Genomic DNA, 14644 nt, shown 5'->3' with positions numbered 1-14644 from the left:
CGGCCTCCGTCACACGCCGGGAGCGGTGCCGCGCGGTGAATAGGATGGTCGCCATGTCCGACGGCGCCTCCTTCTACCTCACGACCCCGATCTTCTACGTGAACGACGTCCCGCACATCGGGCACGCGTACACCGAGGTCGCCGCCGACGTGCTCACCCGCTGGCACCGCCAGGCGGGCGACGACACCTGGCTGCTGACCGGCACCGACGAGCACGGCCAGAAGATCCTCCGCACCGCCACCGCCAACGGCACGACCCCCCAGGAGTGGGCCGACCGCCTCGTGAGGACCGCCTGGCAGCCGCTGCTCGAGACCATCGACATCGCCAACGACGACTTCATCCGCACCACGGACGCGCGGCACGAGGTCAACGTCCAGAAGTTCCTGCAGAAGCTGTACGACGAGGACGCGATCTACACCGGCGAGTACGAGGGCTACTACTGCGTGGGCTGCGAGGAGTACAAGCAGCTGTCCGACCTCGAGGAGGGCACCGGCGACTACGCCGGCCAGTACGTCTGCAAGATCCACTCGAAGCCGGTCGAGCTGCTGAAGGAGAAGAACTACTTCTTCAAGATGAGCGAGTACACCGAGCGGCTGCTCGCGCTCTACGAGGAGCGTCCCGACTTCGTCCAGCCCGAGTCGGCGCGCAACGAGGTCGTGAGCTTCGTCCGCCAGGGCCTGGCCGACCTGTCGATCTCCCGCTCCAGCTTCGACTGGGGCGTGAAGGTCCCGTGGGACGACTCCCACGTGGTCTACGTCTGGTTCGACGCGCTGCTTAACTACATCACCGCGGTCGGCTACGGCCAGGACGAGGCGGAGTTCGAGCGCCGCTGGCCGGCGACCCACATCGTCGGCAAGGACATCCTGCGGTTCCACGCGGTGATCTGGCCCGCCATGCTCATGGCCGCGGGCCTCGAGGTCCCCCGGCAGGTGTTCGGCCACGGCTGGCTGCTGGTCGGCGGCGAGAAGATGTCGAAGTCGAAGCTCACCGGCATCGCGCCCGAGCAGATCACCGACACCTTCGGCTCCGACGCCTTCCGCTACTACTTCCTCCGGGCCATCACCTTCGGCCAGGACGGCTCGTTCTCGTGGGAGGACCTGTCGGCGCGCTACCAGTCCGAGCTCGCGAACGGCTTCGGCAACCTCGCCTCGCGGGTCGTCGCGATGCTGCACCGCTACTACGACGGCGTCGTGCCTGCGCCGGGCGAGCCGACCGAGGCGGAGGAGCGCGTGCAGCGCATCGTCGCCGAGGCCGCCGCGTCGGCCGACCGGTCGATCGACGCGCTCGCGATCCACGATGCGATCACCGCCGTGTGGAGCATCGTCGAGGAGCTCAACGGCTACATCACCGAGCAGGAGCCGTGGGCACTCGCCAAGCGCGAGGAGCGCGAGCGCCTCGGCACGGTGCTCTACACCGCGACGGAGGGGCTCCGCGCCCTGGCCGTGCTGCTCTCGCCGGTCGTGCCGCGCGCGACGGCGTCCCTCTGGGAGGCGCTCGGCGTGACGGAGTCGCTCGGCGCCCTCACCGCGCAGCCGATCCGCGAGGCGGGCCGGTGGGGGGTCCTCCCCGTCGGCACGACCGTCGGGACGCTCGCCGCGCTCTTCCCGCGCATCGAGGCTCCCGCGTCCTGACGGCCGCGCCTCGACCCGTGGACGGAGCAGCCGCGCGGCCTGGAGTCGCCGACGGAGGATCCGCAGGAGAGTGCCCGATGACCGTGATCCGCACGCGAGGGGCCGGGTGCGAGCGGTCCTCCGCTCCGGGGACGGCGGGGCGCTGATGACGCGCGAGGTCCTCGACGCTCTCGAGCAGGCGGCCGAGCTCACCCGGCGCCACGTCGGGCACCCGGAGCGCGCCGCCGCGCTCGCCCTGCGCCTGCACCGGGTGACCGCTCCGACCGAGCTCGTCTACACCCGGTTCCCGCCGACCCTCAGCCTGGTGCTGGCCGGCCGGAAGCGCTCGGTGGTCGGCGACTCCGACGAGCGGTGGGGCGCCGGCCGCTTCCTGATCACCCCCGTCGATCTGCCGGTGGTGGCGGCCGTCGTGGAGACCGGCGACCGCGGCGACTTCCTGTCGGCCAACTGGCGTCTCGACCCGCTCGTGGTGGCCGAGATCGCGGCGCTCGCCCCCCGGACGGCCCCGCGGGCTCCCGCCCCGCGGATCGGCACGGTCACGGAGGAGATGGCGGACTCGCTGCGCCGACTCTTCCGTCTGCTCGACGCCCCCGCCGACATCCCGGTGCTGGCCCCCGCGATCACGCGCGAGCTCGTGCTGCGGCTGCTGCAGACGGACCAGGCGCTCCGGCTGCTGGCCGCGTCCAGCACCGTCCGCTCGGAGGCCGTCTCCCGTGCGGTCGAGGCGATGAGCGCGTCGCTCTCGCGCGGCTGGACCCTCGGCGCGCTCGCCGCGGAGGCGGGCACCAGCGTGCCCACGCTCACCCGCCGCTTCCGCGAGCTGACCGGGATGTCGCCGTTGAGCTACCTGCGGCGGCTCCGCCTGGGGGAGGCCAGGAGACTGCTCCTGGTCCGGGGCGACACCGCCGCGCAGGCCGCGGCCGCGGTCGGCTACGCGAGCGCGTCGCACTTCGGGCGCGACTACCGCCGCGCCTACGAGACGACCCCCGCGGCCGACGCTGCGCTCCACCCCGGGCCGCTCGTCCAGATCCACTGAGCGGCGGGCGCTGTCGCGGGACTCCGAGCGGTGCGTACCGCGGCGTCAGACGCGGGCGCCGACGATGCCTCCGTCGACGTCGAGCGTCGTGCCGTGGACGTACGAGGCCTCGTCCGAGACGAGCCAGCGCACGGCCAGGGCGATCTCGTCCGGACGTCCGGGCCGGCCGGCGGGGGCGGACGCGGTCATCTGCTCCAGGATCGCCGCGGCGTGCTCGTTGCCGGGCGTGAGGGTCGCGCCGGGCGCGACGGCGACCACGCGCACGCCGCTCGGGCCGTACTCGGCCGCCCACGCCCGCGTGAGGTGCTCCAGCGCCGCCTTGGTCGCGGGGTAGAGCGCGGTCCCGGGCGTTCCCACCCGTCCCATCCACGAGGTGATGTTGACGACCACTCCGCTCCCGTGATCGGCCATGGCCGGGGCGATGGCCGCGACGAGCTGGTGCGGCACGCGGATGTTCGTGGTGAGGAGGGACTCGACGTCGGCGTCGCTGAGGTCGGCGGTCGGCCCGACCGGGAACACTCCGGCGTTGTTGACCAGGACGTCGATCCGCCCGTCGAGGAGGGTCAGCGCCCGGGCGGCGACGGCGCGTGTCTCCTCCGGCGTGCCCGCGAGGTCGGCGACGAGCGCTGAGGCGGTGCCCCCGTCGGCGCGGATGCCGCGGACGACGGACCCGGTCCGCTCGGGGTCGCGTCCGTGCACGAGGACGTGAGCGCCGGCCCCGGCGAGGCGGCGGGCGATGGCCGCACCGATCCCGCTCGAGGATCCGGTGACGAGGGCGTGGCGCCCGGCGAGGGAGCCGGGTGCGGAAGGGGCGAGGAGCTCGGTGTCTGTCATGGCTCCAGCCTCCCGGCGGCGCGGGAGGCGGGCTGTCCCGATCCGATCGGGTGCTGACCCGATCCGCTCAGGGCGCCTCATTGGCCGCCTCTCGGCCCTCGTCCGCCCGGGACTCCGGCCCCCGCGAGCCCTCCCGGTAGCCTGGAGCGCATGACCGACAGCCAGCACGTCCGCTCCCGCGAGGCCTCGTCCGGCCGCGACCTGACGTACCCGCCGCTGCCCGAGGCGCTCGTCGTCCCCGTCTACGACAACCACACGCACCTCGAGATCGCCGACGGCCTCGAGCCGCTCGACCACCGCGAGCAGCTCGACCGGGCCTCCACCGTCGGCGTCCGCGGCGTCGTCCAGGTCGGCACGGACGTCGAGACGAGCCGCTGGTCGGCCGAGCAGGCGGCGAGCGAGCCGCGCATGCTGGCCGCCGTCGCGATCCACCCCAACGAGGCGCCCGAGCTGGAGCAGCGCGGCGAGCTCGACGCCGCCCTCGCCGTGATCGCCGAGCTGGCGGAGCAGCCGCGGGTGCGCGCCATCGGCGAGACCGGGCTCGACTTCTTCCGCACCGGCGAGAGCGGCCGCGCCGCGCAGTTCCGCTCCTTCGAGGAGCACATCCGCATCGCGAAGGAGCACGACCTCGCGCTGCAGATCCACGACCGCGACGCGCACCGCGAGGTCATCGAGACCCTGCGCCGCGTCGGCGCCCCCGAGCGCACCGTCTTCCACTGCTTCTCCGGGGACGCGGAGATGGCGCGGATGTGCACGGACGAGGGCTGGTACCTCTCCTTCGCCGGCACCGTGACGTTCAAGAACGCCGAGCCGCTGCGGGAGGCGCTCGTCGCGACTCCGCGGCACCTCATCCTGGTCGAGACCGACGCGCCGTACCTCACTCCGTCGCCCTTCCGCGGCCGCCCGAACGCGCCCTACCTCCTCCCGCACACCCTGCGCTCGATGGCCGCGACCCTCGAGACCGACGTCGGCCACCTGGCCGCGACGATCGCCTCGAACACGGAGGCCGTGTACGGCGAGTGGGGCGGCGAGGTCGGCTCCGAGCCGACGGAGCCGGTCGGACCCCTCGCATGAGCGGCCGCCACGCCGCCGAGCCGACGGCCGCCGCGATCCCGCGCCTGCTGGGCCCGGCCGAGATCCGCGACCTCGCGGGCCTCCTCGACGTCACGCCGACCAAGAAGCTCGGCCAGAACTTCGTGCACGACGCCAACACGGTCCGCCGCATCGTCAAGCTCGCTCGGGTGCGCCCGGGGGAGACCGTCGTCGAGATCGGCCCCGGCCTCGGATCGCTGACCCTCGGCCTGCTCGAGGCGGGCGCGCAGGTCGTGGCCGTCGAGATCGACGGGCGCCTCGCCGAGCAGCTGCCGCGCACCGTCGAGCTGATGGCGCCGGGCGCCGATCTCGCGGTCGTGCACGCCGACGCGATGAAGGTGCTCGACCTGCCGGGGGAGCCGGTCCGGCTCGTCGCCAACCTCCCGTACAACATCTCGGTGCCGGTGCTCCTGCACTTCCTCGAGCACTTCGCCAGCATCCGGTCCGGAGTGGTGATGGTGCAGTCCGAGGTCGGGCACCGGCTCGCCGCCGGTCCCGGCTCCAAGGTCTACGGCGGCCCGAGCGTCAAGGCGGCGTGGTTCGGCTCCTGGACGACGGGCGGCGCGGTCTCGCGTCAGATCTTCTGGCCGGTGCCGAACGTCGACAGCGTGCTCGTCGCGTTCGACCGCGGCGAGGAGCCGGGCGACGAGACCCTGCGCCGCGCCGTCTTCGCGGTCGTCGACGCGGCGTTCGCGCAGCGGAGGAAGATGCTCCGCCAGTCGCTCGCGACCCTCTTCGGCGACAGCGCCGCGGCGATCGTCGCGCTCGAGCGGGCCGGCGTCCCGCAGACCGCGCGCGGCGAGGAGCTGGACGTCGCCGCCTTCGTCCGCCTGGGCCGCGAGCTCGATCCGGCGCGGGTCCCCGTGCGCGGCGCGGCGGTGCCCGACGGGTCGCCGGCGGAGACCGACGGGGACGACACGGACGGCGACGGGGAGCCCGCCCCGGGTGCGGACGAGGGCGCCTCCGCCACCCTGTAGCGTGGATGCATGGCCCACCGCGCGACGTCGAACCGGGTCCACGCGCGGGCGCCCGGCAAGATCAACGTGTTCCTCAAGGTCGGCGCCGTGCGCGACGACGGGTACCACGAGCTGGCCACCGCGTTCCAGTCGCTCTCCCTCTACGAGGACGTGTTCGCGGAGGAGGCGGCCGACTTCTCGGTCTCCTTCTCGGGCTCGATCGACACCTCCCGCCTGGCCGTCGACGGCTCCAACCTCGCGATCAAGGCGGCTCGGGCGCTCGCCCGGGCGACCGGCTACCGCGGCGGCGTGCACCTCGAGATCGAGAAGAACGTCCCCATCGCCGGCGGCATGGGCGGCGGCTCGGCCGACGCGGCCGCGACCCTGCTCGCCTGCGACGCGCTCTGGGGTACGGCGTGCACGAGGGAGCAGCTGCTGGGCATCGCCGCGAGCCTCGGCGCCGACGTCCCCTTCTCCTTCACCGGTGGCACCGCGATCGGAGTCGGCCGAGGCGACGAGCTGAGCCCGGCGCTCGCCAAGGGCCGCTTCGAGTGGGTGCTGGTCCTCTCGGAGGAGGGCCTGTCGACCCCCGAGGTCTACAGCGAGCTCGACCGGCACCGCGAGCGCCACCTGCACGACTTCCGCCCGATCTCGGCGACCCCCGCCATCGATCCCAACGTGCTGCAGGCCCTCCGCGCCGGCGACGCCGCCATGCTCGCCGACGCGATGCACAACGACCTCCAGGCGCCGGCGCTGCACCTGCAGCCCGGGCTCGCCCGCATCCTCGAGCTCGGCGAGGGCCGCGGGGCGCTCGGCGGCCTCGTCTCGGGGTCCGGCCCGACCGTCGCGTTCCTCGCTCCGGACGCCGATGCGGCGGCCGACCTGCAGCGCGAGCTGAGCTCCGCGCGGCTGAGCGCCGTGCGGGTGTCCGGCCCGGTCCACGGGGCTCGCCTGCTCTCGACCTAGTCGCGGAGGCGGTGCCTCCGGAGCGGGGCTCGCGAGCCTCGCGTCCGGCGCCCTCCACAGACGGTCCGCAGAGAAGTTCCGACCTCGTGGCTTAGAGTGCCGCTCATGTCCCGCCGAGCCACCCTCTTCGCGATCCTCTCCGGGATCGTGGCCGCCGTCGTCGCCCTCGCGGCCGCCGAGGTCGTCGCGGTCTTCACCGGAGCGGGCGGCAGTCCGCTGGTCGCGGTCGGCGGCTTCGTCATCGACATCGTGCCCCCGGGCGTGAAGGACACGGTCATCGCGCTCTTCGGCACCGGCGACAAGCTCGTGCTGCTGGTCTCGATCGGCCTCGCGATCGCGCTGCTGGCCGTCGGCGCGGGAGTCCTCGAGTACCGCCGCCCGCCGTTCGGCGTGCTGCTGCTGGCCGTCGTCGCGGGCGCCGGTGCGCTCGCCGCCGTCAGCCGCGAAGGCGCGTCCGGGATCGACGCGGCGCCGAGCGTCGTGGGCATGGTGGCCGGTGCCGCGGTGCTCCGCTCGGCCTCCGTCCGCCTCCGCGGCTGGCAGGAGGAGCGCGAGAGCGACTCCCCGGACCGCCGGTCGTTCCTCCGCCTGGTCGGGATCGCCGGAGTCGCCGCGGTCGCCGCCGGCATCGGCGCCCGCTTCCTCACGTCCGCCTCCGCCGCCGTCACCGCCGTGCGCGAGGCCGTGTCCCTGCCGGCTCCCGCCTCGGCCGCCGCGCCCGTCCCGGCCGGCGCCGTGCTCGACGACATCGACGGCATCAGCTCCTACGTCACTTCCAACGCCTCGTTCTACCGGATCGACACCGCGCTCTCGGTGCCGTCGGTCGAGCCCGCCGACTGGTCGCTCAAGATCACCGGCATGGTGGAGGAGGAGATCGAGATCACCTGGGACGAGCTGCTCGCACTGCCGCTCGAGGAGCACCTGGTCACCCTGTCGTGCGTGTCCAACGAGGTCGGCGGCGACCTGATCGGCACCGCCCTCTGGCTGGGCTACCCGATCCGCGAGCTGCTGGCCCGGGCCCGGCCGACCGCCGGCGCCGACATGGTGCTCTCGCGGAGCATCGACGGCTTCACCGCCTCCAGCCCGCTCGACGTGCTGCAGGACGAGGACCGCGCGAGCCTGCTCGCCGTCGGGATGAACGGCGAGCCGCTCCCGGTCGAGCACGGCTTCCCCGTCCGGATGGTCGTCCCCGGCCTGTACGGCTACGTCTCGGCGACGAAGTGGGTCGTCGAGCTGAAGGTCACGACCTTCGCGGAGGACCTGGCGTACTGGTCGACGCGCGGCTGGACCGAGCGCGGTCCGATCAAGATCGAGTCGCGGATCGATGTGCCGCGCCAGGGCCAGCCCGTCGAGGCGGGGACGGTCGCCGTGGCGGGAGTCGCCTGGGCGCCGCACACCGGCATCGCGAAGGTGGAGGTGCAGATCGACGGCGGCGCCTGGCAGGAGGCGCGCCTCGCCGAGCAGGTCACCGCGGACACGTGGATCCAGTGGGTCCTCGAGTGGGACGCGACGGTCGGCGACCACGTCGTGACCGTGCGCGCCACCGACGCGGACGGCACGGTGCAGACCACGGTCGAGCGCCCGCCCGCTCCTGACGGTGCCACGGGACTGCACCGCCGCTCGGTGTCCGTCTCGGAGCCGGCACCCGCGGGCTGAGGTCCGGGGGCCGCGACCCGGCCGCACTGTGATCGACCCGCGGCGGACCGCTCAGGCGGCACCGCCTAGGCTGGATCCCTATGGCACATCTGCTGGGCGCCGAGGCGCTGCGACTCGAGTACCCCACACGCGTGATCTTCGACGACGTCTCCCTGGGGATCGAGGAGGGCGACCGCATCGGGATCGTCGGACGCAACGGCGACGGCAAGTCGACCCTCCTGCGCCTGCTCGCGCAGCGCCTCGAGCCGGACAGCGGCCGCGTCACGCACCGCCGCGGCGTCACGCTCGGGATGCTCGACCAGGCCGACACGGTCGACGAGGACCTCACCGTCGCCCAGGCCGTCGTCGGCGGGCTCCAGGAGCACGAGTGGGCGGGCGATGCGCGCACCCGAGACGTGATCGCGGGCCTGCTGCGCGACGTCCCCTGGGACGGAGTGGTCGGCTCCCTCTCGGGCGGCCAGCGGCGCCGGGTCGCCCTCGCGAAGCTGCTCGTCGGCGACTGGGACGTCGTCTTCCTCGACGAGCCCACCAACCACCTCGACGTCGAGGGCATCGCCTGGCTCGCCGAGCACCTCAAGCGCCGCTGGGCGGCGTCGTCGGGCGGGCTCGCGGTCGTCACCCACGACCGGTGGTTCCTCGACGAGATCTGCACCGCCACCTGGGAGGTGCACGACCGCCTCGTCGAGCCGTTCGAGGGCGGGTACGCGGCGTACATCCTGCAGCGCGTGGAGCGCGATCGGATGGCGTCGACCATGGAGGCCAAGCGACAGAACCTGATGAAGAAGGAGCTCGCCTGGCTCCGGCGCGGCGCCCCCGCCCGCACGGCCAAGCCCAAGTTCCGGATCGACGCCGCGAACCAGCTGATCGAGGACGAGCCCCCGGTGCGCGACTCGGTCTCGCTCTCGCAGCTCGCCGTCTCGCGCCTGGGCAAGGACGTCGTCGACCTGCTCGACGTCACCGTCCGCTACGGCGAGCGGACCGTCCTCAACCGCATCGAGTGGCGGATCGCGCCCGGCGAGCGCACCGGCATCCTCGGCGTGAACGGCGCCGGCAAGTCGACCCTCCTCGGCCTGGTCGCGGGCAGCGTGGAGCCGACGAGCGGACGGGTGAAGCGCGGCACCACCGTGCGCGTCGCGATCCTCGACCAGCAGCTGCGCGAGCTGACCGGTGTCCAGCACCGGCCCGTCCGCGAGATCATCGCGGAGCAGCGCACCAGCTACTCCATCGGCGGCAAGGAGATGACCCCGGGCCAGCTGCTCGAGCGGCTCGGCTTCTCGAGCGCGCAGCTCTCGACGCCGGTGAAGGACCTCTCGGGCGGTCAGCGCCGGAGGCTCCAGCTCCTGCTCATCCTGCTCAGCGAGCCCAACGTGCTGATCCTCGACGAGCCGACCAACGACCTCGACACCGACATGCTCGCCGCGATCGAGGACCTGCTCGACTCCTGGCCGGGCACCCTCCTCGTCGTCTCGCACGACCGGTACCTGCTCGAGCGCGTCACCGACCAGCAGTACGCCGTGATGGACGGCGCGTTCCGCCACCTGCCCGGCGGCGTCGAGCAGTACCTCGACCTGCGCCGCGCGCTCGAGAAGGGTGCGCCCGCGGCGGCGTCGTCGGGCTCCTCCTCCGCCGCGCCGGCGTCGAGCGGACTCGCGGGGGCCGAGCGGCGCACCGCCGAGAAGGAGGTGTCGGCGATCGACCGGCGCCTGCACAAGCTCACGCAGCTGACGAAGACCGTGCACGAGAAGATGGCGACGCACGACCAGGACGACTACGACGGCATCCTGGCGCTCAACGCCTCGCTCCGCGCCTACGAGGACGAGACGGCCGAGCTCGAGCTGCGCTGGCTGGAGCTCTCGGAGCAGCTCGAGGGCTGACGCCGGTCTCCTCCGCCGCTCCGGCAGCTGTCCCGTACCGCGTGTGCGGGACGCGGTCCCGGGCCCGGGGCGACCGGCTCAGCCGAAGTCGAGGGAGAGCTTGCGGAGGAGCTGCGCCAGCCGCTCCTGCTGGGCGTGGGTGAGCGCGCCGAGCAGCTCCTGCTCCGCGTCGACCAGGCGGGTGATCGCCGCGTCGACCCGGGCGAGTCCCGACGGCGTCATCTGCACCAGCACGCCGCGCCCGTCGTTCGGGTCGTCGAGGCGCTCGACCAGGTCGCGCTCGACCAGCCGGTCGATGCGGTTGGTCATGGTGCCGCTGGTGACCATGGTCGCCTGGAGGAGCTGCTTGGGGCTCATCCGGTAGGGCGCTCCCGCGCGCCGCAGGGCCGAGAGCACGTCGAACTCCCACGTCTCGAGCTCGGACCGGCCGAAGGCGCTGCCGCGCGCGCGCTCGAGCTGCTTGGCCAGCCGGCGCATCCGCGAGAAGACCTGGAGCGGCGTGAAGTCGAGATCGGGCCGCTCCCGGACCCAGGCGTCGACGATCCCGTCGACCTCGTCATTCGCACTCACCCGTCCATTGTGGCGGCTGGGCGGCTCGGGGGATGCCGGGAGGCGGACGGGCCGGGAGGCGGGGGCCTCCCGGGCCGCCGTCGCCCGCCCGAGCGGCGGCCGCCCGCGCCCGAGGCGGGGCCGGGGGCGCGGGGATGGCAGGATGGACGGCGCGCGATCGCGCGGTCCGCCATGGTGTAACGGCAGCACGGCAGCCTTTGGAGCTGTCCGGTCCAGGTTCGAATCCTGGTGGCGGAGCGGCACCAGGACGGTGCGCTCACGGAGGAGAACGCGAAGAACATGGCAGACAGCACGCTCGCCGTCGTGATCCTGGCGGCAGGCCAGGGCACCCGCATGAAGTCCCGCACCCCGAAGGTCCTGCACCGCCTCGCCGGGAGGCCGCTGCTCGGGCACGTGCTCGACACGGCCGCCTCGCTCGACGCGGCGCACGTCGTCACCGTGGTGCGCCACGAGCGCGACCGGGTCGCCGAGGCCGTCCTCGAGCACACCCCCTCCGCGCTGGTGGTGGACCAGGACGAGACGCCCGGCACCGGCCGCGCGGTCGAGCAGGGCCTCGCGGCGCTCCCGGAGTCCTTCGCCGGCACGGTCGTCGTGCTGAGCGCCGACGTCCCGCTGCTGGACGCGCCGACCCTCCGCCGCCTGCTCGACGAGCACCTCGCCGCGGCGAACGCGCTCACCATGCTCTCCTGCGTGCTCGAGGACCCGACCGGCTTCGGCCGGATCGTCCGCGGCGGCGACGGCGCCTTCGCCTCCATCGTCGAGCAGAAGGACGCGAGCCCCGACGAGCTCGACCTCAGCGAGATCAACGCCGGCGTCTACGCCTTCGACGCCGCCGCGCTCCGCTCGGTCATCGGCGCGATCGGCACCGAGAACGCCCAGCGGGAGAAGTACCTCACCGACGCCGCCGCCGCGCTCAAGGCCGCCGGCCGCGCGATCGAGGCCGTCCCCGTGCAGGACCGCTGGCTCGTGGCCGGGATCAACGACCGCGCCCAGCTCGCCGACGCGGCGCTCGAGCTCAACGCGCGCATCGTGCGCCGCTGGCAGCTCGAGGGCGTCACGATCCAGGATCCGGCGACGACCTGGATCGACGTGGACGCGGTCCTCGCCCCGGACGTCGAGATCCTCCCGGGCACGCAGATCAAGGGCCCGACCGTCATCGCCACCGGTGCGGTCATCGGCCCGGACACCACGCTCGACTCCTGCGAGGTCGGCGAGGACGCGGTCGTGAAGCGCTCCGACGCGACGCTCGCCGTCATCGGCGCGAAGGCCCAGGTCGGCCCGTTCTCGTTCCTCCGCCCCGGCACCGTGCTCGGCGCCCGCGGCAAGATCGGCACCTACGTCGAGACCAAGAACGCCGTCATCGGGGAGGGATCGAAGGTCCCGCACCTCTCCTACGTCGGCGACGCGGTCATCGGCGAGGAGTCGAACATCGGCGCCGGCTCGATCTTCGCCAACTACGACGGGGTGAGCAAGGCGTCCTCCGTGGTGGGCTCGCACGTGCGTGCGGGGTCGCACAACGTCTTCGTCGCCCCCGTTAGAATCGGTGACGGAGCGTACACGGGCGCCGGCACGGTCATCCGCAAGGACATCCCCGCCGGAGCCCTCGGGATCACCGTCGCTCCGCAGCGCAACATGGCCGGGTGGGTGCAGACCCACCGTCCGGGCACCGCAGCGGCCGACGCCGCCGAGGCGGCCCTGGCGTCGGATCCCACCGGATCCGACCAGGCGCCCACCGGAGGAAGCGGAGCACAGTGACCGGCATCACCGCCAGCAACAAGAAGAGCCTGGTCCTCGTCTCGGGGAGGGCGCATCCGGCACTGGCGGAGGCGGTCGCCGCCGAGCTCGGGACCGAGCTCGTCACGACCGAGGGGCGCACCTTCGCCAACGGCGAGCTCTACGTCCGCTACGGCGAGTCGGTCCGCGGAGGCGACGTGTTCGTCCTCCAGTCGCACACGTCCCCGATCAACGAGTGGCTGATGGAGCAGCTGATCATGGTCGACGCGCTCAAGCGCGCCTCCGCCAAGCGGATCACCGTGGTCGCCCCCTTCTACCCCTACGCGCGCCAGGACAAGAAGGGCCGCGGCCGCGAGCCGATCTCGGCCCGCCTCGTCGCGGACCTTTTCAAGGCGGCGGGAGCCGACCGGATCATGTCGGTCGACCTGCACGCGGCGCAGATCCAGGGCTTCTTCGACGGCCCCGTCGACCACCTCTTCGCGATGCCGGTGCTGCTCGAGCACTTCCGCGAGAAGCTCGACCCCTCGACCCTCACCATCGTCTCGCCCGACATGGGCCGCGTCCGCGTCGCCGACATCTGGAGCGACAAGCTCGGCGTCCCGCTGGCGATCATCCACAAGCGCCGCGACCCGAAGGTCGCCAACCAGGTCTCCGTCCACGAGATCGTCGGCGAGGTGAAGGGCCGCGTCTGCCTCCTCGTCGACGACCTCATCGACACCGGGCGCACCATCGCGAAGGCGGCCGAGGCGCTGAAGAAGGCGGGCGCGATCGGCGTGGTCGTCGCGGCGACCCACGCCGTCTTCTCGGACCCGGCGGTCGAGCTCCTGAGCTCCGAGTTCATCGACTCGGTCGTCGTCACCGACACCCTGCCGCTGCCGCCGGAGAAGACCTGGGACCGCCTGACGATCCTGCCCATCGCTCCGCTGCTGGCCCGCGCCATCCACGAGGTCTTCGACGACGGCTCCGTGACGTCGATGTTCGACGGCGACGCGTAGGACCCCGCGCCCCGGGTGCGCCCTGCACAGCGCACCCGGGTCCCGCCCCGGCTCCACCGCCTAGGGTGAGGCCGTGCCCCAGCGTTCGGATGCGACCCTCGCCCTGGCGGCGGTCTTCCTGGTCTGGTCGCCGGCCGCCGCCGCAGCGGGCTGGTGGCTGCTCCTCGGGCTCGCCGTCGCTGCGGCCGCCGCGGCCCTGAGCGCCGTCGCCGACGCCGGGCGCACCGTCCACGACGGCCCCTCCTCCGAGTGGCTCGGGATCGTCGGGCGCGCCTTCGCCTCGGCCGCGCTGGCCCTGACCGCGGCCCAGTCGGTCCTCGGGGGAGCGGCCCGGCCCCTGGCCGTCCTGCTGCTCGTGGCCGTCGCGCTCTTCGGCCTGCGCGGCGGGCGCCTCCCCGCTCGCCCGGTCCTGCTCCTCGTCGGTGCGGTCGTCGTCCTGCTGGCCGCCGCCGCCGTGATCGTGCTGGTGTCCCCTCCGGACCCCGCGCCGCTCGACCCGCTGCGCGACGGAGGGCCGCTGGGAGCCGGCACCGCCGCGGCGCTGCTCCTGATCCTCCTGCCGACGTCCCGCTCCGGCGCGGTGACGGCTCTCCGCCCAGCCCTGCTGCGCATCGGGATCGCCACGGCGGCCGCCGCCGCGCTCGCCACCGGTCTGCTCCTGGCGGCCGGTCCCGAGGTCCTCGCGTCCTCGGAGACCCCCCTGAGCGCTGTCACCCGGGGCACGCCCGCCACCGGGCTCGTCGGGGCCGCCGCTGTGATCGCGGTCCTGCTCGCGCTCCTCGACCTCGGGAGGAGGGATGCGCGCGCCCTCGTGCGTCTCGCCGACGCAGGGGAGATGCCGGCGGTGCTCGCCGCCAGGAACCGCAGGACCGGCGTGCCCGCGGCGGCCCAGCTGGTCCTCTGCCTGGTCGCCGTGCTCGCGGTCGTGATCCTCGACGCCGACGCGCTGCTCGCCTTCGCCGTGGCCGCCCTGCTGGTGGCGACCATCGTGCGGCGCCTCGACCACGGAGCTGCCGGGGCGAGCGGCCCGGCCCTCGCGTCGGCCGCGGTCTCGCTGCTGCTCCTGCTCGCCCTCCCGGCTGCCACGGCGGCCGCCGCAGCGGTGCTCCTGGCGGCGCTCCTGATCGCGCGGGCGTTCCGGAGCTGAGGGGTCAGCCGGCCCGGGCGTCGAGCGCCCGCTCGGGGAGCCGGACGCCACCGCCCGGCTCCGCTGACGACGGGGGAGCTCCCTCCGCGACGAGCAAGGCGCCCCCGCCCGAGGATCCGAGGATCCTGCGGGCGGGGGCGCCTTCCCGTGCGA

Annotated in this window: 12 protein-coding genes and 1 tRNA gene; 11 read left to right on the top strand and 2 right to left on the bottom strand. The window is 73.7% G+C overall.

What is annotated here, in order from left to right; all coding sequences use genetic code 11:
* Positions 1–53 precede the first annotated feature (53 nt).
* Both metG and C5B95_RS08335 read left to right on the top strand, forming a co-directional pair.
* Positions 54–1631, top strand: a complete 1578-nt coding sequence (gene metG / locus C5B95_RS08340; protein WP_104226924.1) for a methionine--tRNA ligase — start codon at positions 54–56, stop codon at positions 1629–1631.
* A gap of 70 nt (positions 1632–1701) precedes the next feature.
* The gene (locus C5B95_RS08335; protein WP_258059876.1) at positions 1702–2667 is read left to right on the top strand and encodes an AraC family transcriptional regulator; all 966 of its coding nucleotides are present in this window, start codon (positions 1702–1704) and stop codon (positions 2665–2667) included.
* Between the two features lie 45 nt (positions 2668–2712).
* Here the strand turns inward: C5B95_RS08335 and C5B95_RS08330 are convergent, their stop codons facing one another.
* Positions 2713–3501, bottom strand: coding sequence for an SDR family NAD(P)-dependent oxidoreductase (locus tag C5B95_RS08330; RefSeq protein WP_104348924.1), 789 nt, complete (start codon positions 3499–3501; stop codon positions 2713–2715).
* A gap of 150 nt (positions 3502–3651) precedes the next feature.
* Here C5B95_RS08330 and C5B95_RS08325 point away from each other — a divergent pair, with 150 nt between their 5' ends.
* From C5B95_RS08325 to C5B95_RS08305, 5 genes are all read left to right on the top strand, one after another.
* On the top strand, positions 3652–4575 hold the full coding sequence (locus tag C5B95_RS08325; protein ID WP_104222332.1) for a TatD family hydrolase: 924 nt from the start codon (positions 3652–3654) through the stop codon (positions 4573–4575).
* Positions 4572–5570, top strand: a complete 999-nt coding sequence (rsmA, locus tag C5B95_RS08320) for a 16S rRNA (adenine(1518)-N(6)/adenine(1519)-N(6))-dimethyltransferase RsmA (protein ID WP_104348923.1) — start codon at positions 4572–4574, stop codon at positions 5568–5570. Before C5B95_RS08325 ends, rsmA begins: the two co-directional genes overlap by 4 nt.
* 9 nt (positions 5571–5579) lie before the next feature.
* Positions 5580–6515, top strand: a complete 936-nt coding sequence (locus C5B95_RS08315) for a 4-(cytidine 5'-diphospho)-2-C-methyl-D-erythritol kinase (RefSeq protein ID WP_104222334.1) — start codon at positions 5580–5582, stop codon at positions 6513–6515.
* A 105-nt stretch (positions 6516–6620) separates the two neighbouring features.
* Entirely contained in the window at positions 6621–8171 is a 1551-nt protein-coding gene (locus tag C5B95_RS08310) for a molybdopterin-dependent oxidoreductase (RefSeq protein WP_104308088.1), read from the top strand.
* Between the two features lie 80 nt (positions 8172–8251).
* Positions 8252–10045: an ABC-F family ATP-binding cassette domain-containing protein gene (locus C5B95_RS08305; protein WP_104348922.1), complete on the top strand. Its 1794-nt coding sequence runs from the start codon at positions 8252–8254 to the stop codon at positions 10043–10045.
* Between the two features lie 78 nt (positions 10046–10123).
* Here the strand turns inward: C5B95_RS08305 and C5B95_RS08300 are convergent, their stop codons facing one another.
* The gene (locus C5B95_RS08300) at positions 10124–10615 is read right to left on the bottom strand and encodes a MarR family winged helix-turn-helix transcriptional regulator (protein WP_104222340.1); all 492 of its coding nucleotides are present in this window, start codon (positions 10613–10615) and stop codon (positions 10124–10126) included.
* Between the two features lie 165 nt (positions 10616–10780).
* On the opposite strand from C5B95_RS08300, the gene C5B95_RS08295 reads away from it, so the two are divergent.
* The 4 genes from C5B95_RS08295 to C5B95_RS08280 all read left to right on the top strand — a co-directional run bounded on the left by C5B95_RS08295 (position 10781) and on the right by C5B95_RS08280 (position 14491).
* Positions 10781–10852, top strand: a tRNA-Gln gene (locus tag C5B95_RS08295).
* A gap of 42 nt (positions 10853–10894) precedes the next feature.
* Positions 10895–12370 carry a bifunctional UDP-N-acetylglucosamine diphosphorylase/glucosamine-1-phosphate N-acetyltransferase GlmU gene (gene glmU / locus C5B95_RS08290; RefSeq protein ID WP_104308120.1) on the top strand — a complete coding sequence of 492 codons (1476 nt, stop codon included), beginning with the start codon at positions 10895–10897 and terminating at the stop codon, positions 12368–12370.
* Positions 12367–13344, top strand: coding sequence for a ribose-phosphate diphosphokinase (locus C5B95_RS08285; RefSeq protein ID WP_104222342.1), 978 nt, complete (start codon positions 12367–12369; stop codon positions 13342–13344). The genes glmU and C5B95_RS08285 overlap by 4 nt, the downstream gene beginning before the upstream one ends.
* Before the next feature lie 73 nt (positions 13345–13417).
* On the top strand, positions 13418–14491 hold the full coding sequence (locus C5B95_RS08280; RefSeq protein ID WP_104348921.1) for a hypothetical protein: 1074 nt from the start codon (positions 13418–13420) through the stop codon (positions 14489–14491).
* The last annotated feature ends 153 nt before the right edge of the window (positions 14492–14644 follow it).

Source organism: Rathayibacter sp. AY1A7 (assembly GCF_002930845.1).
In the GTDB taxonomy this organism is placed as follows: domain Bacteria; phylum Actinomycetota; class Actinomycetes; order Actinomycetales; family Microbacteriaceae; genus Rathayibacter.
This window is presented reverse-complemented; position numbering and strand designations above follow the sequence as displayed.